General features: G+C 41.4%; 20 protein-coding genes and 1 riboswitch. Of the genes, 19 read left to right on the plus strand and 1 reads right to left on the minus strand.

What is annotated here, in order from left to right:
* Positions 1 to 252 precede the first annotated feature (252 nt).
* The 5 genes from GN217_RS00670 (at position 253) to GN217_RS00690 (ending at position 8,640) form a co-directional block, all read left to right on the plus strand.
* On the plus strand, positions 253 to 1,374 hold the full coding sequence (locus GN217_RS00670; RefSeq protein WP_156854307.1) for a glycosyltransferase family 4 protein: 1,122 nt from the start codon (positions 253 to 255) through the stop codon (positions 1,372 to 1,374).
* Between the two features lie 189 nt (positions 1,375 to 1,563).
* Positions 1,564 to 1,869 (plus strand): cell wall-binding repeat-containing protein, encoded by a 306-nt coding sequence (locus GN217_RS19340; protein ID WP_156854531.1) that lies wholly within the window; start codon positions 1,564 to 1,566, stop codon positions 1,867 to 1,869.
* Between the two features lie 175 nt (positions 1,870 to 2,044).
* The gene (locus tag GN217_RS00680) at positions 2,045 to 4,654 is read left to right on the plus strand and encodes a cell wall-binding repeat-containing protein (protein WP_156854309.1); all 2,610 of its coding nucleotides are present in this window, start codon (positions 2,045 to 2,047) and stop codon (positions 4,652 to 4,654) included.
* A 264-nt stretch (positions 4,655 to 4,918) separates the two neighbouring features.
* Positions 4,919 to 6,709: a hypothetical protein gene (locus GN217_RS00685; protein WP_156854311.1), complete on the plus strand. Its 1,791-nt coding sequence runs from the start codon at positions 4,919 to 4,921 to the stop codon at positions 6,707 to 6,709.
* Positions 6,706 to 8,640 carry a glycosyltransferase family 4 protein gene (locus tag GN217_RS00690; protein WP_156854313.1) on the plus strand — a complete coding sequence of 645 codons (1,935 nt, stop codon included), beginning with the start codon at positions 6,706 to 6,708 and terminating at the stop codon, positions 8,638 to 8,640. Before GN217_RS00685 ends, GN217_RS00690 begins: the two co-directional genes overlap by 4 nt.
* Positions 8,641 to 8,698: 58 nt before the next feature.
* On the opposite strand, the gene GN217_RS00695 is transcribed toward GN217_RS00690, so the two are convergent.
* A complete protein-coding gene (locus GN217_RS00695) occupies positions 8,699 to 8,977 on the minus strand; it encodes a hypothetical protein (RefSeq protein ID WP_156854315.1) in 279 nt (92 codons plus the stop codon).
* A 163-nt stretch (positions 8,978 to 9,140) separates the two neighbouring features.
* Between GN217_RS00695 and GN217_RS00700 the strand changes: the two genes are divergently transcribed.
* The 14 genes from GN217_RS00700 (at position 9,141) to GN217_RS00765 (ending at position 25,078) form a co-directional block, all read left to right on the plus strand.
* Positions 9,141 to 9,860, plus strand: coding sequence for a glycerophosphodiester phosphodiesterase (locus tag GN217_RS00700; protein WP_156854317.1), 720 nt, complete (start codon positions 9,141 to 9,143; stop codon positions 9,858 to 9,860).
* A gap of 647 nt (positions 9,861 to 10,507) precedes the next feature.
* Entirely contained in the window at positions 10,508 to 11,527 is a 1,020-nt protein-coding gene (locus GN217_RS00705) for an Rpn family recombination-promoting nuclease/putative transposase (RefSeq protein ID WP_198042539.1), read from the plus strand.
* A 300-nt stretch (positions 11,528 to 11,827) separates the two neighbouring features.
* The gene (locus GN217_RS00710) at positions 11,828 to 12,616 is read left to right on the plus strand and encodes a carbon-nitrogen family hydrolase (protein ID WP_370459682.1); all 789 of its coding nucleotides are present in this window, start codon (positions 11,828 to 11,830) and stop codon (positions 12,614 to 12,616) included.
* Positions 12,617 to 12,641: 25 nt separating this feature from the next.
* Positions 12,642 to 13,808 (plus strand): pyridoxal phosphate-dependent aminotransferase, encoded by a 1,167-nt coding sequence (locus GN217_RS00715; RefSeq protein WP_305080901.1) that lies wholly within the window; start codon positions 12,642 to 12,644, stop codon positions 13,806 to 13,808.
* Between the two features lie 79 nt (positions 13,809 to 13,887).
* A riboswitch (SAM riboswitch) is annotated at positions 13,888 to 13,999 on the plus strand.
* Between the two features lie 405 nt (positions 14,000 to 14,404).
* Positions 14,405 to 15,421, plus strand: coding sequence for a methionine ABC transporter ATP-binding protein (locus GN217_RS00720; protein ID WP_156854323.1), 1,017 nt, complete (start codon positions 14,405 to 14,407; stop codon positions 15,419 to 15,421).
* Positions 15,422 to 15,426: 5 nt separating this feature from the next.
* Positions 15,427 to 16,089: a methionine ABC transporter permease gene (locus GN217_RS00725; protein ID WP_156854325.1), complete on the plus strand. Its 663-nt coding sequence runs from the start codon at positions 15,427 to 15,429 to the stop codon at positions 16,087 to 16,089.
* Positions 16,090 to 16,122: 33 nt separating this feature from the next.
* Positions 16,123 to 17,265, plus strand: a complete 1,143-nt coding sequence (locus GN217_RS00730; protein ID WP_232334281.1) for an alpha-hydroxy-acid oxidizing protein — start codon at positions 16,123 to 16,125, stop codon at positions 17,263 to 17,265.
* A 30-nt stretch (positions 17,266 to 17,295) separates the two neighbouring features.
* A complete protein-coding gene (locus GN217_RS00735; RefSeq protein WP_156854327.1) occupies positions 17,296 to 18,381 on the plus strand; it encodes an iron-containing alcohol dehydrogenase family protein in 1,086 nt (361 codons plus the stop codon).
* Between the two features lie 18 nt (positions 18,382 to 18,399).
* The gene (locus tag GN217_RS00740) at positions 18,400 to 19,212 is read left to right on the plus strand and encodes a MetQ/NlpA family ABC transporter substrate-binding protein (RefSeq protein ID WP_156854329.1); all 813 of its coding nucleotides are present in this window, start codon (positions 18,400 to 18,402) and stop codon (positions 19,210 to 19,212) included.
* Positions 19,213 to 19,561: 349 nt separating this feature from the next.
* A complete protein-coding gene (locus GN217_RS00745; protein ID WP_156854331.1) occupies positions 19,562 to 20,677 on the plus strand; it encodes a glycosyltransferase in 1,116 nt (371 codons plus the stop codon).
* Between the two features lie 32 nt (positions 20,678 to 20,709).
* A complete protein-coding gene (locus GN217_RS00750; RefSeq protein ID WP_156854333.1) occupies positions 20,710 to 21,864 on the plus strand; it encodes a glycosyltransferase in 1,155 nt (384 codons plus the stop codon).
* Positions 21,865 to 22,638, plus strand: coding sequence for a glycosyltransferase family 2 protein (locus tag GN217_RS00755; RefSeq protein ID WP_156854335.1), 774 nt, complete (start codon positions 21,865 to 21,867; stop codon positions 22,636 to 22,638).
* Positions 22,639 to 22,685: 47 nt separating this feature from the next.
* Positions 22,686 to 23,480, plus strand: coding sequence for an ABC transporter permease (locus tag GN217_RS00760; RefSeq protein ID WP_156854337.1), 795 nt, complete (start codon positions 22,686 to 22,688; stop codon positions 23,478 to 23,480).
* A 26-nt stretch (positions 23,481 to 23,506) separates the two neighbouring features.
* Entirely contained in the window at positions 23,507 to 25,078 is a 1,572-nt protein-coding gene (locus tag GN217_RS00765) for an ABC transporter ATP-binding protein (RefSeq protein WP_156854339.1), read from the plus strand.
* Positions 25,079 to 25,099 lie beyond the last annotated feature (21 nt).

Here is a 25,099-nt window from a genome sequence, read left to right on the forward strand (position 1 = left end):
GTTGTCTCCCATCCTTATTCTAACAAAGCGATTGCCCCAATAATAGTCCCCAAATTACTCAAAATTCAATTGAACTGGGTGATATACCGGGACAAGAGCTCTGACCCCATGTCCCGCTCCAAATCGGGACAACGCCTCCGTCCCCATGTCCCGGTATCCTCACGGTTAAATTTGCCCAATCAACCTTTCTTTCGTTATAATTTAATCGATACGTGTAAATTGTTTGTTGAATATGTTAATTAGGAGAATATTATGTTTAACTTTGTCGATCTAGCTATTGCTTTTACGATAGCACTTTTTTCGAGCTTCCTGCTTACTTACGCGGTAAAGAAGTTTGCCGTGAAGGTCGGAGCTGTGGACTTTCCGAACTATCGTAAAATCCATAAAGAAGTCAAACCCAGATTAGGGGGCATTGCCATATTTTTAGGTGCACTGCTTGGTATGGTATATTTACAGCCTCAGCATGAGCACCTGCCGGAAATATTCGCCGGAGCTCTCACTATCATTATAACTGGCGCACTAGACGACCGTTTCAGCATTAAACCAGTAGCAAAATTAACCGGCCAACTCATCGCCGCATCTTTTATCGTCTCATCCGGTCTTATTATCGAGCGGGTTACAATCCCCGGTATCGGAATGATCGATCTTGGCTTTTTCAGCGTTCTCATCACCGTCCTCTGGATTGTTGGGATTACGAACGCCATTAACCTCATTGACGGACTGGACGGGCTCGCAACCGGTGTAACGACGATTGCCTTAATCAGTATCTTTATTATGGCTGTCACGGATGCTCAGGTGATGGCAGCTTATCTTGCTATCGTACTGATCGGTGCGAACCTCGGATTCCTTTATCATAACTTTTACCCGGCGAAAATATATATGGGGGACACAGGCTCAAATTTTCTCGGTTTTATGATTGCCGTCGTCTCGATGCTTGGTCTATTTAAAAACATCGCATTCTTTAGTTTCATCGTACCAATCATCGTACTTGCTATACCAATATTCGACACACTCGTCGCCATCATCCGCCGTGCCTATAATAAGGAAAGCATCATGGCAGCTGATAACAAGCACATCCATTATCAGCTAATCAATGCCGGCTACAGTCACCGGAAAACTGTAATAATCATCTATTTGTTCAGCGCTGTATTTGGCGGCCTTGCGATTTTGTTTTCGGAAGCTAGTCTAAAATTTGCTCTCCTTATCAGCGTCTTCGTATTTTTTTTCTTGCATATCTTTGCCGAACTTGCAGGGATTGTTATGGGAGGAAAGCGTCCAGTAGTTGACCGTTTAAGGAAAATTCGCTGGAAATATAAAAAGCCAAAAGTAAAAACGAATAAAAAGAATGATAAGCAAGGTTATCAGGACAATTGACATGTTCAATTGTCCTTTTTAAATAGAAAAAAATGATAGTTAAAAACTCGCCGCGCGATGTAATAGTCCTGCCAATTAATAGTTCCAATTACTTGCATATATATAATATGAGCTAAAGGAATCGTAACGGAGTGATATTCCAACAAAAAAGGAGGAAGTTAAGCTTGCAAAAAGAAAACAACAAATAGCATTCATTGCAATTATTTTAGCAGCGACGGTACCGACCGTTATAAAACGAATATCTCCCATGCAGATCACTTCAATGTAAATAATAAACATCTCTATGGTGCAACAGGAACAGGCTTTGCTGATGCACGATCAGGAGCAGTTCTTACAGCGAATAACGACAGTGCGATTGTCGTCGTGCCCCACCGTGTGCCAGATGTGGTTCCCAACTACATCAAGAAAAATAAACACGAGGAAATCTCCATTATCGGTGGAACAGGTGCAGTCAGTGATTTAATCGTCAAAAATCTAAACAAAATAATAAAATAAAACTCCAATACAAAAAGGGAGACCCTTATGGATAAATTCATAAAGCCTCTTTTTTTACTTTGTAATCTATAATAATAGCATTATATTAAATGTTTTTAACAAAACCTTCCATCAAATGTAACACTCGTTTCGTATAGTAATAGTAGAGTTAAAAAGTTGAGGAGGAGAATGCATAATGTCTTTTAAAAGAAAAATGGTAGCAGGATTATCCGCAGCAGCAATCGTTGCTTCGGGAACAATGTCACTCAATGTGCTCGCAGACCCAATCCAACCCGAGCAACCCCGAGCCGAGGCCCAATATAAGGCAGAAATTATCGAACGAATTTACGGAGCTGATCGTTACCGCACCTCCATTGAAATTAGCCAAGCAGGCTGGGCAGATGGTTCAGCTGAAAAAGTGATTATCGCAAACGGTTTGGAATTTGCTGATGCACTTGCAGGTGTGCCACTTGCTTATGCTTGGGATGCACCGATTCTATTAACACCGAATGATTCTTTTCTAAATGACACTTTAGAAGAATTAGAGCGCTTAGGAGCCTCTGAAGTACATATTCTCGGAGGAAAAACAGCAGTAAGCGACGAAGCGGCTGAGGTAATCGAAAAAGCTGGATACAACGTTACCCGGATTGCTGGAGATACAAGATATGAAACCGCAGCTCAAATTGCAGCAGAACTGACTGACGGTAAAGCGGAAAAGGCAGTAGTCGCAAGCGGCCAGTCTTTTGCGGATGCATTGTCGATTGCTGGTATTGCAGCGCAAGAAGGAATCCCAGTTCTCCTAAGCCTTTCAGACCGTCTACCTGAAGCAACAAATGTAGAGTTGGAAAAACTTGGTGTTAACGAAACAATTATCATTGGTGGAGAAAATGTTATATCTAAAGATGTTGCAAACGAGCTTCCAAGACCAGAGAGAATTCGAGGAAAAGACCGTTATGAAACAAACATTGCCTTACTTGAAGCATTTAATGTAAACCCAGAAAATGTCTATGTTGCATCTGGTAAAGATTATGCCGATGCTCTCACTGGTGGAGTGCTTACAGCGAAAGAAGGCGCAGCATTAACACTGGTTCATGACCGGCTACCAGCATCCCTTGCAACTTATTTGGAAGAAAACGAACCAGAAGAAGTTTCTATCTTCGGTGGGCAAAGTGCAGTCAACTCATCTATCTACGAACAATTGCAAGGATACGTGAAACCAGAAGAAGAGAATTTCAACTTAACGATCATGCATACGAACGACACCCATGCTAATCTAGATGAAGTCGCAAAACGGGCAACTGCTGTAAATAATGTGCGGGCCGAAAATCCCGAAGCATTACTCCTTGATGCAGGAGATGTTTTCACAGGTACATTGTACTTTAATGAATTTCTTGGACAAGCAGACTTGGAATTCATGAATTATATGGAGTATGATGCGATGACATTCGGAAACCATGAGTTCGATCTTGGCTCATCACCAGAAGGTCACCAAGCGCTTGTTGACTTTGTAAAAGGTGCGATGTTCCCATTTGTCAGCAGTAATGTCGATTTCAGTAAGGATGAGAAATTCACTGGTCTTTTTAGTGATCTCCTGTCCTCTGATCCAGCCAACGGGAAAATTTACAATGGAATCATTAAAGAGGTTGAAGGAGAACAAGTTGGAATCTTCGGCTTGACAACTGTCGATACAGTCGGTATTTCAAGTCCAGTAGATATCGAATTTGAAGATTATCTGGAAGAGGCGGAAAAAGCGGTACAAGCATTTGAAGATCAAGGTGTCAATAAAATTGTTGCGATTACTCATATCGGTTTCGATGATAACCCTGCAGTGGACAATGATTTAGAATTAGCAAAGCAGATTGACGGCGTCGATGTCATCGTTGGTGGGCATAGCCACACCGTACTAGAGGAACCAGTCATCGTGGATACAGATGAATCTGGGGCAGCGAAAGACCCCACCATTATCGTACAGACAGGGAACGGCAATGCGAATCTTGGATTGCTTGACGTTGAATTTGACGAAAATGGGGTAGTCGTTACACAAACAGGTAAATTAATCCCAGTCAGCGAACAAGAAGAAGATCCGGAAGCAGCGCTCTTGCTTGAAAAATATAAAGAGCAAGTAGAAGAAGTTGCTCAGGAAGAAATTGGTGTAACTTTAGAAGAACCGCTAACAAACCCACGAACTGGGGACAAAGGCAGTGAAACAGGTGAAAGTGTACGTAAAAACGAAACGATTCTTGGAAACGTTATTACCGATGGCATGCTGCAAGCTGCAAAGGTTTATGATGAAAATGTAATAATGGCATTGCAAAATGGTGGCGGAATTCGAGCGCCAATCGATGCCGGTCCAGTTACAGTAGGGGAAGTCATCGCAGTTCTTCCATTTGGTAACACACTGGCAGTCATGGATGTAACAGGTGCTGAATTGAAGGAGGCCTTTGAAATAAGTGTAGGTAACTACCCAAGCGAGAATGGCGGGTTCCTGCATGTCGCCGGTGGTAAAGTTGAATTTGACGCATCTGAGCCAGCTGGAAGCCGCGTCATATCTCTCAAGTATGAAACAGCAGATGGCAGTTTCCTGGAAGTGGAAGATAAAGAAACCTACACGATTGCTACAAATGCATTCACTGCAAAAGGCGGAGACGGGTTCACTGTTTTTGAAGAGGCCTATGCGGAAGGCCGTGTAACGGACCTTGGACAATCGGATTGGGAAAATTTCAGAGACCAACTCGTACGCCTTGGCAGTGATAACATTCCAACTGAAAAGGAAGGAAGAATTACCGTAGTGTCGGAACAAGAATAAATGGAAAAACGGAAAAAAACTGATGGTAATGAAAAATGCCCTAGAAGAAGGGGAGAAATCACGCTCATAGAAAAAATCACCATCGAACTTATGAAGTAATAAAAATGGACCCCGAAATAAAAAGAGATGATCCAGTAGCATTCTGAATCATCTCTTTTCAATTCGTGAAAACCTCAAAAATACCTATCTTTTCCCTCTCATTAAATATATTTAAATCACATTTCGTGATATAATTTAAGTCAATATATAAGGTGAGGGATTGCTATGATGCTGTTTATCGAAAAGATTAAAAACAAACTGAAGAAACCAGAGTCGATACACATCGATTTTCTTCCGACCAAGTTATTTGACAGTAAAAATTGGTTCCATCAACCGTCACTCATCAATCTTTCTATTGAAAATCATACAATACATCTACAATCAAAAACAACAGAAAGTGCATATGTAAACTTTTGGGAATCAAGTTCCAGTTATTCCAGGCTGGGAGAACGTCATAATAAAATCATCCTTCATTCCCAAAACTCAATCTTCATCGAAGGTCATACGACAAACTCGCTCAACTATCAGATCTACCTAATTGAATACGATGAAGAAAATCAGCAGACGAAGAAACATACGATTCAGTTAAATCAATTACATCAAATTATTCCAAGCCCGTCAACAAAGGCTGCCCGTTTAGCCATACGTATCAATGGGGAAGGAGAAATGGAGATACACAATCTTTTCACGTCACCATTTTTACCGGTAGAGCGAACAGAGAAGACTTCTATTCGTCACTTGAATAATTTGAAATTCGCAGGCGCCCTGCCGCAAAGTGCTGTAACAAGCCTAAATGCTGTTACTCAAGTAACCCGCTTGTACGCACATAATTGGGGAAAAACACTCGCAAAAGCTGTCCCTGATTTTCTTTTAATGGAAGCAGGCGAACTGCATGAAGCTAAATGGGGCGACATACAAGACCGGACATCGCCAATCGGCAGGCTTATACTTTGGTGCCAGACGTCTGATATCCCGATGATTCTTTGGCACAAACAAACTGAGGCACCATGCGACAAACTACTGACGCGGCTTGCTGATTTCAAGTTCGTACTGACTCACGATCCCGTAGTCTTTAACATGTACAAACAAGCACCCGGAGAAACACCAGTATATCTCATCCCGTACACAACCGGTGTACCGTCCATCGATGTTTTTAAAAAACATCCCTCAGTAACGGTGCTAAGCGAGACTACAGCAGAAGCAAACGCAGAATCCAAAACGGAAACAGAAGCGCAACGAATACAGCAAAAGCCACCGAACAAGCAGCCAATCACCATTGAAACCATCCAAGCTGCAAATAATACGGAAAAACAAATCGAGGAGCTGCTTGCAGAAGGACATCTCGTAATCTGTGAAAAACTTGCCTTGGACGGTAGTATTTACCAGAGTTTAGTCCGAATCTATGAAACAGAATCAGAGCTCGAGCAAGTGATCCAAGCCTATCAAAACAATCCGGATCAAGCTGCGGACGATTACCGGTCGATTAGCCGCACGATTTATTGGAAGCATAACTATCGTGATTTCATGCATTTTATTACGAAAAGTCTCCATATTGAACATGCGACAAGGCTGCCGTCCGCTACAATTGTTTTCTCAATACGTACGGAACAAGAGTACCAAAATGTCATCCGCACAATTGAAAAACAGACAGCGAGTCGTGTTAACTGGATCGTATTCATTACACCGTACCCTTGCTTCGAGCAAGCAATGAACGCTCTCCTTGCCCGGGACAATATCCAGGTTTATATCGCTAGTTTTGCAGCTAAGAATTATGCGCTTGACCAGCTGACGAAAAGCACGTACGTTGGAGTTGTGGACAGCAGTAGGGAATACGACGCTTTTTACATCGAAGACTGCATCAACACGATGTATTATTTCCGAATGACTTCTTTTGTTGACCGTTCCATTACGAATAACAAACCTGTTATTGCCAGATTCTTTTTAACGACAAAATATAATCATCATTCGCTCGTCAGCTTGATGGAAGCTTTCATTCCAAAGGAGAAGGTTATGTGAAACGATTAAATATTCTAATCTATATCGCTGAAAGCATGCATACAGGCCATCACGATGCATTTCTTTCACTTTTGCAAATAACTTCCAATGATACAAGAATAAAAATCAACGTTCTGACCGAAACAACCGAGCTCTATGACGTGATCAAGGCATCGATTTCTAAAAATCAAGAAGTTAAACTATTTGCAGTGGAAAAACTTATGGAAGAAAAATCAGCCGCCATCAACACGAATGAAAAAGCGATCACTTACTTAAAAATCACCGAAAAATTCGATACGCTAATTTGGATGGGACCACTTGAGGAATTGGATAAGCTTACGAAACTACCGGCAGCAAGAGTCATCCCATTTCTGCCAGTCGAATCGAATCTGGTGCAAGACAGCCTGAAAGCTTATCCGTTCATCCTTACTGATTCGATGCAACAAAAGGAAAATATAAGACGCATCGAATCATTACAGGAAAAAATAATCTACCTTCCACCGTGGAAGGAGAAAGTCTCAGCCCAGATTCCTGTCATCGTCAACAGACGCGGAATTACAGAGGTTTACCCGAATTCAATTACAGAAGCGGACGACACGCTCACGGAAATCATGGAAACAATCAAACGTGAAACTCCGAGCTTCGATTGGCGTTACAAGGACAATGAAACGGATTATTATAGTTTAGACACAGAAACTGATATTGCAGTAGTATTGGAAGCGGATTTCCGTTCCTACCTCCACTATGCAAAAGCAGGAAAGCCGGTTATCTTGCCGGAAAATGAGCAATTCAGCGATCTGCTTGGAAGGGATTACCCATTATTCATCCAACAACCAGATGATTTAATAACTCTCCTTCCAGAACTACTCGCGAACGAGGAGATGTACTACACAGCAGCGAAAAAATGCTATGTCTTAGCGAGGGAATTTGATTACGAAAAAAACGAACAGCAATTGCTTGATGCACTAAGATCATTTAACGCCAAACAAGAAACAATTTTATTTGCCGGTCATGATTTCAAATTTCTTTACCCGTTCATCGAGCGTTGTGCGCGGACCGGGAAAAAAGTATTGCTTGATAACTGGAAGGGGCATACAAAGCATAATAAAGAAAAAAGCCTGAAGCTATTGCAAAAAGCAGATATTATATTCTGTGAGTGGGGACTCGGCAACTCAGCTTTCTATCAAAATTATGTAAAGCAAGGTCAGAAGCTGTTCATTCGTGTTCATCGTCAGGAATTGCAGACGAAGTTTTTGAAAAAGGTGGACTTTAAAAAGGTTAAGAGCGTCATCACGATCAGCCCGCAAATGCTCGAGGAATTCCACCGAGTTCACCGGATACCGCGCAAAAAGCTGAAGTTAATCCCAAATATGGTTGATACAAGAGCGTTCCAACACCCGAAGAAGGAGCATGCCAAATTTCATCTCGGAATCATTGGAATTATTCCGAAGTTAAAGCGAATTGACCGCGCAGTCGAAATTTTTGAGAAACTATGGCAAGAGGACGAACGTTACGAGCTCCACATTAAAGGGAAAATGCCACAAGACTTTCCGTGGCTGCAGGATAGGAAAAAGGAAATCACCTATTTCGAAGGGGTATTTGAAAAAATTAATAATGCACCATGGAAAGAAAATGTCGTCTTTTCCCAATTTGGCTCCGATATCCCGGAATGGCTGACAAACATTGGAGTCATTCTTTCCACGAGTGATCTCGAGGCATTTCACCTTGCACCAATGGAAGGAATGGCAAGCGGAGCAACGCCGATTGTGTTCAATTGGGAAGGGGCAGATCTTATCTATCCACATGAATTCATCGTCTCAAGCGTTGATGAGGCGGTGGAAAAAATTAAAAACCTGGAAAAGAGTGGGCAGCTATCAGAGTATCAACACATCTATGAACGCTATGACACCGGGAAAATCACAACTGAACTCATGCGACTCGTTTTCGATTAAAAAAGAGTGTATGTAGCCTAGTGTGGCTACATACACTCTTTCTTTATGCAAAATTCACCTAAGACCACGCAAGATATATAATTACACCAATATTAAGTAACGTGATAATGAGCGCTATACTAGGAATCAATTTCTTTTCCCGCTTCGAGACAAACGTAACAATGCTCATCACAATAGACACGATTAGTCCAACAATAATAAAAACTGCGATGATATCTGTCACCGTTTCACTCGTAGATTGCGCAACCGGACCAAGCAAGATCATGGACAAACTTGTTACGATGCTCGCAATCAGGAAAATATAACTTTTCCATGAAGTAACTTTACTATCCCACACCGTCACTTCCTCCTCTACTAGAATCTCCTTTTATTTTATACCGTTTTTCTTCTCCATTTACAAACATTTATTCTCCAATTCATCCAAAATTAACATTCCCTGGGTATAATCAAAAGTAATGATGCATAGAATCGATATGTAGCCCAATCGAGAGGAGAATTTAATGAAAATACAGGCTGTTGCGGAGCGCGGTTATCCAATAAAATTTCCCGAGAATACATTGTCTTCTTTTCAGGCAGCAATCGATTTGAACTTTACCCATACAAAATTTGAGGTGCATCTTACGAAAGATGGTATCCCCGTCGTCATGCGTGATACGACCATCGACCGTGTAACGAGCGGTCGTGGTGAAATCAATCAATTCACCTATGCGGAATTGCTTGCTTTCCCGATCAATCATGACGAACGAATTCCCACCCTCGCAGAAGTCATCCATTTAACAAAAGGCAAAATAAAAACTGCCATCGAAATTAAACAGAGCGGTTTCTATTACGGTCTGGAGGAGAATGTGTATGATATCATCCGCCAGCACCAAGCAATGGAAGATGTTTTCATTATTTCGGAAAATCATCATTCACTCGCTAGACTGCGCATATTATCGAAGCAGATCAAACTCGGCTTACTTAGGGAAAATCCAGGAATTCATGATTTCTTCTTACTGAAAGAACTCATGGCATCTTATTATATGCTTAAGTTCGATTTTCAAACGGTTCAACAGCTCGATCTCGCTGTTCTTAAACGAATGGGCATCCAGCCGATTGTCGGTACCGTCCAAACGATTGAAGAAATGAAATTCATGCAAAACTATCCAGAAATCCTCATATCCACAACCGAACTGGAGAAATACCAAACAATCGCCCACCCCAAAACAATCACTATTTAATCGGGACATCGGGGTCAGAGCACTTGTCCCAGCTTGGTGGGACATTGGGGTCGGAGGCATTGTTCCAGTTTGGTGGGACAGAGAGGTCAGAGGCATTGTCCCAGGTTAGATTTTATAGAGGAAGGGCGGGCTCCTATGTTTCTAGAAGAGATAATTCGTCGTGAAGGAAACCTTGTGCCTTAGAACAACTACCATTTACAGTGAAGGCCATTCTATCTTCCATTTGCCGTGTTCGTTCGCTATAAAAGGACTGATCCACCCGCTCTCCGCCCTGCAATAACATTCAGCCGCTAGAAAGTGCTCTGACAACTCCATCTTCCCGAATGCACTACCATCATATAAAATTGGAACTGCCTCCCGTTTGAATCCCCAATAATCTGAATTTTAACTAATAAATAGAAATCCTCCCTGAAATCATTGCCCTCTATTTGAAATGGAATGGAACGAATTGTGAAAAAATGGGACAGGTACACTGACCCTAATGTCCCAACTGGGACACTTGCTCTGACCCCGATGTCCCGCTCACCAACTGGCGCAGTTGCCTGACCCTCTGTCCTACGATTGTTTATCGTGGACAATATTGATATAATATGCTTAGAATCTACATTATTAATCTCATCATTATATCCTCGGAGGAAGTGAAGAATTTGGCGAACTTATTATTGGTCAATGAGGAAACTTCCCATTACCCCCAACAGAAGTTTAGAAAGGTGGAAAGTCCCCATGATAAGCTTTTTAAAGAAACATTTAGTCATATTAAAGTGACGAGAAGTTTCTTACACCATTATTTACCACCTGGCGTTATGAAGTTTCTTAATACGGACACATTGAAACTTGAGAAGGACAGCTTCATCAGTAAAGAACTAGAAGAAAGTTACTCTGATTTACTTTTCAGCGCAGATATTGACGGGAAAGAAGGTTATGTATATTTCCTTTTCGAACACAAAAGTTATGCTGACAGAACCGTTACCTTTCAAATATTGAAGTACATGGCGGAATTTTGGGACGCAAAGATGAGGAAAGAGAATTTAAAAACTGTGCCACCCGTTATTCCTTTAGTTATGTATCACGGAAACACAAGTTGGAATACTTCCGATATGCTTCGTAAGGCAATTGCAAAATATGATGACTTGCCGCGGGAAATACGTCAATTTATTCCCAACTACAAATTTTTGCTTTTTGATTTCACTAATTTTCCAGATGAAGAAATCAAGGGTGAAGCTCGTATCCGGATTTTAATTACGATGTTCCGCGATATTCGTAAGGCGGAATCGGTTCAAGAATTGCTTAGGATCCTTGAAAGAAGTATTTCTTATTTGCAGGAGTTGGATGATAAACAGACGGGTATGGAATACTTTGAGACGATGCTGTACTATATTTTCAGCGCGGCGACGAATGTCACACGAGGAAATACGGATGAAATTACGGAAAAAATTAAGAACAGTTATCCAGAAGGGAGCAAAATTATTATGAGCCTGGCTGATATGTTTCGTGAGGAAGGTAAAGAACTAGGTAAAGAGGAAGGTAAAAAACAAGGTAAAAAGGAAATGGAAGAAATACTGGTTAAAAACTCGATAAAAAAAGGCTTAGATCCTCATATCATCGAAGAAATAACTGGTCTATCACAAGAAGAAATCCAAAAAATCGCCAGCAATGTTAAAGAATAAATTTTACTGCGTACCAAATGGTATGAAGCCGACCTGATCAAGCGTAACCAAGCGTTCCATACTATCTTAATCATAACTGGGACACTTGCACTGACCCCGATGTCCCGCTCATAACTGGGACACTCGCTCTGACCCCAATGTCCCACCGATGTCCCGCTCATAACTGGGACACTTGCTCTGACCCCAATGTCCCACCAACCCCAATGTCCCAGCGGAAACATGGACGATATTCTGTCCATGTTTTTTATGTATGATAGGTGGAAGTGTGCTAATATGATATATATTTGAAAGGGGATGGATATGATGAAAGTTGCTGTTTACCAAATGGAACTTGTACCAGGTTCCCCGCATGATAACAGGGAAAAGGTGAAGCATTGGGTTGGATCAGAAGTAAAGAATGATAAGCCAGACATCATCCTATTGCCGGAAATGTGGACAACATCCTATGTGCTGGAAGAGCTCCAAACAATTGCAGATGATGCATTAGAGCCTACTAAATCTTTTTTAAGTGAATTGGCGAAGGAATACAAGATTAATATTGTCGGTGGCTCGATTGCGAATAAAGTGGATGACAAATTATATAATACGAGTCTTGTTTTTGACCGCGCCGGCAACCTTGTTTATGAATATAGCAAGATGCACCTCGTACCGATGTTGAACGAACCAGCATACTTGACTGGTGGCAAGGAAAAAGTGCAAACTTTTGAACTCGATGGGATTCGGATGGGTGTCATTATTTGCTATGACCTGCGTTTTCCAGAACTCACGCGCAAGTTGGCGTTAGACGGGGCGCAAGTATTATTTATCCCTGCCGAATGGCCGAAACCGCGGACCAATCATTGGGTTAACCTGCAAATAGCCCGCGCAATTGAAAACCAAATGTATGTCGTATCTGCAAACAATGTCGGCACCCTGAATGAGGTTAAATACACCGGAACTTCTTTAATCGCAGACCCTTGGGGAGATGTTCTCGTAAAAGGTTCAGAAGATAAAGAAGAAACATTACGAGGCACAATCAATCCGGACAGGGTAATTGAAGTCAGAAAAAGTGTCCCAATCTTTGAAAGCCGTGTCCCAGAGTTATATTAAATATACAAATAAAGAGGTTATGTCAATGGAATTTTCGAATCGCCTAAAGGAGTTGCCCGTTCAATTTTTTGCAACTCTCGTAGAAAAAGTGACAAAAGCATACGCAGAAGGTCGCGATGTCATTAATTTGGGGCAAGGGAACCCGGATCAACCAACTCCACCCCATATTGTGCAAGCTTTGCAAGAAGCTGCCGCAGACCCAAATTCACATAAATACTCGCCGTTTCGTGGCACAGCGGAATTGAAACGAGCAGCAGCCGATTTCTATAAGCGGGAATACAATGTCGATTTAGACCCGGAAGCGGAAGTAGCTGTTTTATTTGGGACGAAGATTGGCTTAGTCGAACTACCCCTCGCCTTAATGAACGAAGGCGACATGCTGTTACTGCCAGATCCAGGCTACCCGGACTATCTATCTGGCGTCAAGCTTGCGAATGTTCGGCATGAAGTAATGCCATTACTTCGAGAAAATGCATTCTTACCAGACTATGACAAGCTCACGCCGAAACAATTAGAAGAAGCGAAATTACTTTACTTAAATTATCCGAATAATCCTACAGGAGCCATCGCTTCCAAAGAATTTTTCGAAGAGACGGCACAGTTAGGCAAGGAGCACGGTATCGGTATCGTCCATGATATTGCTTACGGTGCAATAGGCTTTGACGGGAAAAAACCGGTTAGTTTCCTCGAGGTAGAGGGCGCTAAAGATATCGGGATCGAGCTTTATACCTTATCGAAAACATACAATATGGCCGGTTGGCGAGTAGGCTTTGCTGTTGGGAACGCGAAAATGATTGAAGCGATCAATCTCCTGCAAGATCATTTATTCGTTAGTCTGTTCCCCGCAGTCCAACATGCGGCGGCTGTTGCCTTAACTGCAGAGCAATCAAGTGTGGAGGAATTAGTCGAGCTGTATGAAGGGCGCAGGAATGCATTAATCGCGGCATGTAAACGGATTGGTTGGGAAGTTGAAGCTCCTAGTGGCTCGTTCTTTGCATGGCTGCCGGTTCCGAGTGGGTATACAAGTGAGCAATTTGCTGATTTGCTACTGGAAAAGGCTGATGTTGCTGTCGCCGCCGGAAATGGCTTCGGGACGTACGGGGAAGGTTATATCCGGATCGGTTTACTAGTTGATGAAGCCCGTCTTGAAGAAGCAGTCGAACGGATTGAAAAACTTAAACTTTTCTCTTAGTCTGAAAGATTACTAAAATAAGAGTTGACGACACGTAACTTTTGCTGTAGTCTATATCAATATAATTAAATAGTTTTATCTCTTATCAAGAGTAGCTGAGGGACTGGCCCGATGAAGCTCGGCAACCTTTTTATGTCAACCATAAAAGAGGTGCTAATTCCAGCAAAACGTGATGTTTTGAAAGATAAGAGAGGACCTCTGAATACATACAAAGCCTCTCTTTCTTTAGAAAAGAGAGGCTATTTTTATTGTATAAGGAACTATAAAGTAAAAGTGTTGTGATAACTTAGGTGTCCAGGGCCAGCCACGTCCGCTCTGCGCCCAGCAACTAGCAGATCTTTTGGTGGGACGAGCAGTGCGCAGTCCCAAACTTCACACTCCTCCAATCGATAAGTCAACATCGGCTCTCTACGTTCGCCGTGTTTCCTTTATCTCATTCCGGAGTGCTCCAGTTTGTACGTTGCTACGACGCACAGGATGTGCTAGTGCAGGTGTTGCGACAGGACGTCGCGTTTTTAACCTGCAAGGGCGCTTCCGCCTTTGTTTATACCAACTATTTCTTAATCTAAAGACAATTGGAAGGGAAAGGTAGATAGATGATCAAATTAGAGAACATCACGAAGGTATTCCCATCTAAAAATGGGGATGTTACAGCGGTAAACAATGTTAACCTTCATGTAAAAAAAGGTGAAATCCACGGTGTCATTGGCTACAGTGGTGCCGGTAAAAGTACCTTGATCCGGCTCGTCAATTTACTAGAAAAGCCGAACAGTGGAACGGTAACGATCAATGGTACAGAGCTAACAGCCCTATCAAATGAAAATTTGCGGAAAATGAGACAGAAGATCGGAATGATTTTCCAGCATTTCAATCTCATGAAGACTGCAACCGTTTATGAGAACGTAGCAACACCACTAAGACTTCTAGGGCTTAACAAAACAGAAGTGAAAGAACGTGTAGAAAAATATTTGAAAATTGTTGATTTAGCAGACAGAGGGGACAGCTACCCTTCTCAATTATCTGGCGGACAGAAGCAGCGGGTCGCCATTGCACGCGCATTATCACAGGAACCGGAAATCCTGCTGAGCGACGAGGCGACAAGTGCCCTTGACCCCGAAACAACGAATTCAATTCTTGATTTACTCCTTAAGATTAACGAAGAACTGGGGATAACCATCTTACTCATTACCCACGAAATGAGTGTCATTCAGAAAATTTGTGATGACGTTTCGGTTCTAGAAAATGGAGAAATCGTTGAACAGCGCTCCAGTATCGAATTGTTCACCGATCCCCGTCATAAGACGACAAAGAAGTTTTTAGATACGATTTCCCAGCGTAAATTATCCGCATCACTCATCAACCAATTGAAACTAAATGGTACGGTGACAAGCCTAACATTTATTGGAGAGAGTGCCGGGGAGCCTTTACTTGCACAAGTGATTGAGAAGTTTAAAGTGAAGCCGAATATTTTAACGGCGAATATTATGGAATTGAAAAACGGGATCGTCGGAAATCTGATCATTCATCTTGTTGGTGAACAGGAACAAATCAATGCCTCCTTAACGTTCTTAAACGATCAAGGGGTCGTGACAGAAGAAGTGGAGGGTGAATAAATAAAATGGAAAACTTTATCGAACAATGGCTGCCTATTATTGGCCAAGCTATCATTGAAACGTTTCAAATGGTCATCATTTCCTTATTTTTTGCGATTTTGATTGGGGTGCCTTTAGGCATACTTGTTGTACTGACACGCCCGGGACAATCATTGGAAAATAAATTCGTCTATCAATTATTGAATCTCGTTATAAACATAGTCCGCTCGATTCCGTTTATTATTCTATTATTCTTTATTCTGCCATTTACGAAATTCTTGGTCGGCACAACGATTGGCGTGCAAGGTGTTATCGTTCCACTCGTTATTTACACCGCGCCATATCTTGCACGCTTACTGGAAAGTTCTCTACTCGAAGTGGATAGCGGAATTATTGAAGCATATAAAGCAATGGGGATTAAAACACATAAAATCATCTGGAGTGTCATGCTTCGAGAAGCACGCCCATCCATCGTTTTAGGCTTAACAATTGTTACAATCAGCTTGATCGGCGCGACCGCAATGGCCGGTCTAGTCGGTGCAGGAGGACTCGGAGATCTTGCGTATCGTTTCGGACACTTGCGTTATGAAGTAGATGTCATGTATGCAACGGTCTTTATCTTAATCATCCTCGTCCAAGGAATCCAGTCCCTTGGTAACCGGATCGCTGCACGTTTGAAAAAGGATTAAACGGAAGAAAGCCAACTTTAGGAGGTAGAAGTCTTGACGACTACAAAGACGAAAGATGCATTCATTACGAACCTAGAAACAACGGAGACTTTTCCTTTTCGTGTAGAAGAATTAGAGGCAAAAGCGAAAGGAAAAATGTCGAAAAATGCATTTGGATACACCCGCTCTGGAGGCGGAGGGGAGGAGACGTTGCGGAAAAACATCGCTTCATTCGAGAAATATTCTATTCTGCCCCAATATTTAAATGATGTCTCCAACGTGGATACAAGTATTGAGCTATTTGGTCATACGTATCGCCACCCATTTTTGCTCGCTCCGATCGGAATGCTGAAAACTACGCATGAAGAAGCGGAACTTGCGGTTGCAAAAGCAGCTGCGAAATTGGATGTACCTTATATACAAAGCACGGTTTCCAGTTACGCAATCGAGGAAGTGGCAGAGGTTTCAGAAGGTAGTCCAAAATGGTTCCAGTTGTACTGGTCCAATAACGAAAATATTTCCTTTAATATGGTAAAGCGTGCAGAAGAAGCAGGCTATCAAGCAATCGTCCTTACTATCGATACAACAATGTTCGGCTGGCGCGAGGAGGACATGACGAACCGATTCTCACCGCTGAAAGCAGGCTACGGAAAAGCGAATTATATTACAGATAGTGCCTTTCTATCCACATTAAAGCAGGACGACGAGGCATCTGTCGTAGAAGAAATTTTGCAAAACATTTACCATCCGAAGTTAAGCTGGAAGCATGTTGCTGAACTGAAGAAACGCACATCTCTCCCGGTTTTATTAAAAGGAATCCTACATCCGACAGATGCAAGACTCGCGATTGAAAACGGGGTCGATGGCATTATCGTTTCCAACCATGGCGGTCGGCAGTTAGATGGTGTCATCTCTAGCATTGACGCGCTCCCAGCAGTTGTAGAAGAGGTTGGAGGGGAAGTCCCGATTTTAATCGATAGTGGCATTCGCCGCGGAGCAGATGTCGTTAAAGCACTTGCGTTAGGTGCCGACGCGGTTTTACTCGGCAGACCTTACGCATATGGGCTAGCCCTCGCTGGACAAGCCGGTGTTGAAAAAGTACTCACAAACTTTATGCAGCAGACAAGATCCTCCCTTGCGCTTGCCGGAGCGTCGAGTGTCAAGGCAGCGCGAAATATTCATATTTTGAAAGATTAAGCGAAGTAGGCGAAAAAAGGAGCACGTTAGATGGCAACAGCAATTGTAAAAGGAGCACCAGGCCATTACCGGACCGGTTCCGGTGTTTTAAAAGAATTACCGACGCATCTGGCAGATTTAGGTGTAAAAAATATTCATATTGTAAGTGGCAGAAAGGCATGGCAAGCGACATCACCTTATCTTCCGGAAGAATTGGATCACCAAGCATTAACATTCGTCGATGGTCCTTGCACATTAGAAACGAGCGAACAATTAGCAGCAATGTGCGAAAAAGAAAAAGCGGATGCTGTCATCGGTATCGGCGGAGGGACTGCACTCGATATTGCAAAAGCAGCAGCCGTCCAAGCTGGAATCAAGTCGGTTCTAATACCGACAATCGCAGCGACCTGTGCCGCCTGGACACCGCTTAGCGTATTCTATGAAGCGGACGGAACTCATTCCCACTATACCGAGTTCCCGGTAGCGAACACGCTCGTCCTGATTGAACCAGCAATCATTGCAGCTTCACCGATTCGATTTTTGAAGGCTGGAATCGGTGACACTTTGGCAAAATACTATGAAGCAGACGCGTTAGTTCGCAGTTTTTACAAGAATCAAGAATTCCCAGTTTGGTTGCAAGTTTCCCAGTTCGCTGCAAGAGCATGCCGCGATATTTTATTAAAAGACGGAAAAGCGGCACTTGAATCGGTTTCGAAGCAAGAAGTTACCGACGCACTTGTCCGCGTCATCGAAACGATTATTATGACAGGCGGCATGGTCGGTGGCTTCGGTGAAAAAGCGGGCAGGATTGCCGGGGCCCACTCGGTTCATAACGGTTTAACGGAGGCACCTAGTGTCAAAGATTTCTTGCACGGATCGATTGTTGCTTACGGTACGTTAGTCCAACTTGCGATAGAAAGAAAAGAGGAAGAACTCGACAAACTGCTGCAGTTTTATAAAGAATGGGAACTTCCAACATCATTAAAAGATTTATCCGTAGATGTAAAGGACACGGAATTACTAGGAAGGATCATTAAAAAGATTTCACTTCCACAAGAATCAATCCATTTAATGGAAGAAAAAGTGACAGAAGACATGTTAGAAAAAGCAATCTTCTATGTCGAAAATAAAATATGAAAGAATGAGGGGAAATAAATGAAAAAGACATTATTAACAGCAATACTTGCAAGTGTATTAATTCTATTCGCTGCTTGTGGCGGCGGCTCGGATGAAGGGGAAGGACTGCTCGAAGATGGAAAACTCGTTGTTGGAGTAACAGCAGGACCGCATGAAGAAGTTTTAGAAAAAGTGAAAGAGCTTGCGGAAGAGGAAGACTTGACGATTGAAATTGTGTCATTCAGTGATTATGTAATGCCGAACGTGAGTCTATCGGAAGGGGAACTCGATATCAACAGTTTCCAAACGGAGCCATTTTTTGATCATATGAATGAAGAACGTGGCCTGGATTTAGTAAAAGTTGCCGATACGATTACTTTCCCAATGGGAATTTATTCTGAGAAAGTTACAGATATAGCTGATTTAGAAGACGGTGCAAGTATTGGTCTTCCAAGTGACCCGACAAATAGTGGACGTGCATTATTATTATTTGAACAAGCTGGCTTAATCACGCTAGAAGAAGGACTTGGCGTAAACGCTACTGTCAATGATATCGCAGAAAATGAACATAACTATGAATTTATTGAGCTCGATTCTGCACAAATTCCGCGTCAGCTTGGCGAAGTGGATATCGCAGCAATCAACTCGAACTTTGCAATGGAAGCAGGACTTGTACCTGGAGAAGACTCGATTTTCATTGAACAAGATTCCACTTTCGTTAACCTAATCGCAGTACGCAAAGAAAACGAAGACGATCCAGCCGTTCAACAGTTCATTGATATTTATCAATCGGATGAAGTGGAGCAATTCGTTGAGGAAACGTATGGGGGATCGATTGTTGTAGGATGGTAAAAATATTTGACAAATGGGACAGCGAGTTACATTCTGCTGTCCCAAACTTTTTTAACGAAATGTTCACAACTTCACAAATACGCAAGCTGATTATTCAAGTTATTATATAGTAGCTGCGGACATCTATTAATTTGATAGTTTACATTAGAGAAAAGCAACAGGACAACTTGAAAAATTTGATAGGTATATACAATATGTTAAACTATAGAGTGGGCTTGCTGTATCGATCAGCTGTTTTTATAGCAAGCAAACCACCAGGGATAATTTATTAATTGGTGTTGCTATGGTATAATTACCAGAGTGTAAATTCGCTTTACAATGAGATACTAAAGATAAGGATGAAGCTTTAGTGGAGAAGAAAAGAATTATATTTTTTATCTATCAAATGGGTGCAGGAGGGGCTGCACGTACATTATTAAATATATTGAATAACATCGATCAGTCGAAGTTTACCCCAATACTTGTAACATTAAACTATAACGGGAATTATGAGAAGTATTTAAACTCAGATATTAAATTTATTAAGTTAGATACGAAACAGTTACGTTCAGCGATATTCCCGTTAGCAAAAGTAATCAGACGGGAAAAAGCAGATATTGTATTTAGCACGATTCCGAATTATAATACAGTCGCGATTCTTGGCAGGCTTTTTTCTTTTACACGGGCAAAAAATATAGTAAGAGAAGCTGCCTACTTGGGTGGCTCGCGCAAAGCGGATCTAAAATTAAGATTATATGGTCTATTATACACATTTTCCAGCCGTGTAATTGCGTTATCACAAGGTGTGAGAAATAATATTATTTCCCGATACAAGGTAGATAAAAATAAAATTGAAGTAATTTATAATCCAGTTGATGTACAAAAAATCAAAACAGGTATCGAAAAGGGAAAATTAAAAGAAGAACATAAAGCCCTATTTAATGGAAGCGAAAAGATAATCATTACAGCTGGAAGACTTGTTGATGACAAGGATCAGCAGACACTAATCAAAGCCTTTGCTAAGATACGTGATAAAATGAACGTAAGGCTGATTATCTTGGGTGAAGGGGAACGGGAAACCGAATTAAAAGAACTTGCAAGCAGGCTTAATTTACAGGATGTCATCCATTTCCTAGGATTTCAGGAAAACCCTTATATTTATTTTTCACAGGCGGATGTATTTTGCCTAACTTCAAAGCGAGAAGGATTTGGCCATGTACTTGCAGAAGCACTGGCAGCAGGAGTACCGGTCGTTTCAACAAAAGCAGAACCAGGTGCCGTTGAAGTATTAGATGAAGGTAAATTTGGCCTGATGTGTGAAATCGGTAATGAACTGGATGTAGCAGATAAAATAATACAAGCATTAGCATGGACAGATGCAGAAAGAAATACTGTCATTGAAAAAGGCTTAGAACGCGTGAAGACTTTTCATGCGAAAACGATAGTAAGACAATACGAAAAAATGTTTTTGGAAACACTAGATTGAAGGAAAGAGTAAATACGAGGAGTTGAAGGAGTATGACTGCTCCAAAGCGTGTAGCACATCTGACAACTGTACATCATCCTACAGATCCGAGGATTTATCATAAAGAATGTAAGTCACTGAAGAAAGCAGGATTTGATGTTACGCTGATTGCACAATCGAATGAAAACGACGATATACAAGATAAGCCAATCAGACATATCCCATTAAAGAAATATAATAGCCGCCTTAAGCGAATGACTTTAGGGGTTTATGATGCTTATAAAAAAGCAAAATATTTAAACGCGGATGTGTACCACTTTCATGACCCAGAGCTCTTGCCTGTCGGTTGGCTTTTAAAACGAAAAGATAATGTCGTTATTTACGATATTCATGAAGATTATCGTACAAGTATTTTGCAAAAAGATTATGCAAGCATGCCAGTGAAAAAGCTTCTTGCCAGCTTTTATAAATGGATGGAGCGCTTTTTTGCCAGGGATGCAGCCTTGTGTTTGGCAGAAAAATACTATAAAGATATCTATCCAGCCGGAGTATGCATTTTAAATTACCCAACAATAAATGATTCATTTTTAAACAGTAAACGTGAAGGCCAGGTAGAATATAAATTATTGTATACAGGAAACGTAACTTTCGAAAGAGGAGCTATGGAACATGCTAGAATTCCGTTGCTTGATCAAGACATCGAAGTACATGTGGTAGGGAAATGTCCGAGCAGCATTGCTGAGAAGATGTATCAGGCAGCAGGGGACAACAAAGATAGACTATTCATAGAAGGGATCAATCAATTTATTGAAAAAGAAGTAATCGAGGCCCGCTATTTGAATACGAATTGGCTTGCAGGAATTGCGCTGTTCCCGCCAACAGAGCATTATATGAAAAAAGAACTGACAAAGTTCTTTGAATACATGAACGCTGGACTGCCAATTATTTGTTCCGATTTTCCAGTTTGGAAAGAATTCATGGAAACGTATGAATGTGGTATTGCTGTGAACCCTTACGATGATGAAGCAATCAAAGATGCTATCTTGTATCTGAAAGATAACCCAGAGGAAGCAAGACGAATGGGGGAAAATGGTAAGCGCGCAGTACAAGAAGAATTGAATTGGGGAACAGAAGAAAAGAAATTAATTGCTTGGTATAACAAACTGTTAGGACAAGCCACAAGGAAGCAAGAAGGAATCGATGTATAAATGAAACAACAACCACTAATATCGGTAATTACACCAGCGTATAATTCAGAACGCTTTATAGGAGAAACGATTTCCTCTGTATTAGAGCAGACATATACGAACTGGGAAATGATTATCGTTGATGATTGTTCTACGGATCATACGAGAGAAATTGTTAAAGAATATCAAAGCAATGACCCACGAATTAAGCTCTTAACACTCGAAAAGAATAGTGGATCAGCTATCGCTCGAAATAAAGCGATGGATGAAGCAACCGGCCAGTACATTGCATTTCTTGACAGTGATGACCGCTGGCTTCCTGAAAAGTTGGAGAAACAACTGCAATTTATGCAAGAAAAGGATATTGCTTTTTCCTTTACTACCTATGTCCGCATGCAAGAAGATGGAACGAGAACGAAGGCAATCAGTAACACTCCCGAATCAGTGAATTATGATGATTTAATGAAGCGTTGTGTTATTGGATGTCTGACAGTAATGCTCGATATGGATAAAATAGGTGATATGAGAATGGTTAATATCCGGACAAGACAAGATTACGTATTCTGGCTGCATATTACAAAAAGAGGCTTCTTAGCGTATGGACTGCCAGAAGTTCTCGCTGAATACCGGCTTGTCGGTAATTCAATTTCCAGTAATAAATGGAAAGCAGCAAAACGAAATTGGTATGTATTCCGAGAAATTGAAAAGCAGAGCTTACCAAAAAGCATTTGGTACTTTGCTCATTACATTGTAAGGTCCATTAGAGATTTGATTAAGTGGAAAACGAAGCGATAATGTTCTTGAAGCAAGCTTCGTTTGAATAGTAGGCGGTGTCAAAATTAATGAAGAAGTATATACAAGAAATGCTGAAGAGAAAAGATTTGCTTTACTATTTAGTAAAGTCAGGTCTGAAAGCAGAGCACAGGAATAGTTATTTAGGCTATTTCTGGTGGCTCCTTGATCCATTATTGAATGTGCTAGTTTATTACTTTTTGGTAGTAATTGTTTTAAACCGTGGTGGGGAAGACTATCCACTATTCCTAGTCGTTGGATTAGTTGTCTGGCGCTGGATTAGTACAACGATTAACTCATCGTCCAGATCTATTTTAAGATATAGTTCAATTGTGAATCAAGTCGCCTTGCCGAAAGCTATATTTCCTATATCGTTTACATTGACCCAGTTATTTAACTTTATGTTTGGACTCGTTGTGATTGCACTATTTCTTGCAGTCTATGGTGTCAAGCCAACATGGTTCATGCTATATTTACCGGTGCTGATTGTACTGCAATTAGTTGTTCATATTGCACTTGGACTTGTCCTTGGTTATATCACGATTTTTGTACGAGATATTGAGAATTTGATGACGTATATCACAAGAATATTTTTCTACGCATCACCAATTATTTGGGAAGGGGCTCGATTACTCCGCAGCGAAAAGGTTCCCGATTGGCTAATTCCACTCGTCGAATATAACCCGGTAGCCATTCTTGTCACAAGCTACCGAGATATTTTAATTTACCACCAGCAGCCGAACTGGATTGGGCTTGGCGGATTATTTGTCATAGCAACAATTGTTGTGATCTACATGATGAATTACTACAGTAAGAATGAACATAAGATTATCAAAGCATTATAATGTCAGGAGATAAATGAGGGAAAAGCATGCAAGAACAAACGAAGGACCAAAGAGAAGAAATAATCAAGTCGAAGGATATCGGTGTTTATTTCGATAATCAATCGTATAAAGATGATATTAAATCGCGTGTCTTTAGCATGTTCAAAAAGAAAGAAAAAAAGGAAAAAGAAAAAATCTGGCCATTAAAGGATATTGACTTTACAGGCTATCAAGGGGAAATCCTTGGAATTATCGGTTCAAACGGTGCCGGTAAAACGACGCTGAGTAAAATAATTGCTGGAATCCTCGCGCAAGATAAAGGAACAATGCATGTGAACGGAAAAGTAACAGCATTGTTCTCTTTTGGCATGGGGTTTAATAAAGAATTAACAGGATTAGAAAACATTTACTTAAATGGTATGATGCTCGGTATTGATAAGAGTGTCATAGACCGTTACATGGCTGATATCGAGGAGTTTGCAGATATTGGAGCATTTATCAATCAACCAATGAAGTACTATTCAAGTGGAATGCGTGCAAGACTAGGTTTTAGTGTTGCAGCACACTTAGAACCAGAAGTTCTCATTTTAGACGAAGCGCTTAATACGGGTGATGCCCGCTTTAGCAGGAAAGCTGCGCAAAAGATGAAAGAACTTGTAAAACATGCGAAAATGGTTATCATTGTCACACACAGCCTAAGATATGCAGAGCGGAACTGTGATCGCCTGATGTGGATTCATAATGGAGTTGTGCGAGAAATTGGTGACCCGAAAGAAGTTGTTGCAAGCTACCGGGCAACTGTCCCAGCGCCAGTGAGAAGGAAGCGCAGTTTGAATCTGAAGAAAACAGAGGCAGATGTTAGGGATAAAACAATCGTCCGTGCCAAAAATGTTGGACTTTCTTTTGAATTAAATACAGGAGAGTTTTGGGCCCTACGAAATCTGGATTTCGAAATCAAAGAAGGCGAAGTTGTTGGGATCATCGGTCATAATGGAGCAGGGAAATCTACCCTATGTAAAGTGTTAACGAATATTTTAAAACCAGATGAAGGTGATATTGAGATTAACGGAGAGACGTCTTCCCTCCTCGGTTATGGAACTGGCTTTAATGCCCAGCTCACAGGGCGAGATAATGTTTTCCTCAATGCTATGCTTCTCGGTATCCCACGGAAGAGAATACAGGATAAATTTGATGAAATTGTAGAATTCTCGGGTATCGGAAAAGCGATTGATAAGCCAGTTAAACAATATTCAGCAGGTATGAAATCCCGTTTAGGCTTTAGCATTGCAGCAACATTAAAACCGGATATATTTATTGTTGATGAGGCTCTCTCAACGGGAGATATTGCCTTCCAGCAAAAAGCGAGTGAACGAATCCAAGAAATGATGTCTCATGCAAAAGCCGTTATCATCGTTTCCCATAGTATGAACTTTGTAGAAAAGGTATGTACGAGAGGGATCTGGATGGAGCGAGGCCAGATTCGTTTTGATGGGACAGCGGAAGAAGCTGTCGCTGCATATCGGGAATCACTTGGAGTTGGCAAGGAGACGAATAAGAAAGTTGTCGTCCGCAGAAATAAAAAGCGAAAACAAAGGCAACAAACCAATGCGAACAAATAAAGCGATCGGCTTGGTGATGAA

Origin of the sequence: Oceanobacillus sp. AG (genome assembly GCF_009746545.1) — a bacterium.
Taxonomy (GTDB): domain Bacteria; phylum Bacillota; class Bacilli; order Bacillales; family Amphibacillaceae; genus Oceanobacillus; species Oceanobacillus indicireducens.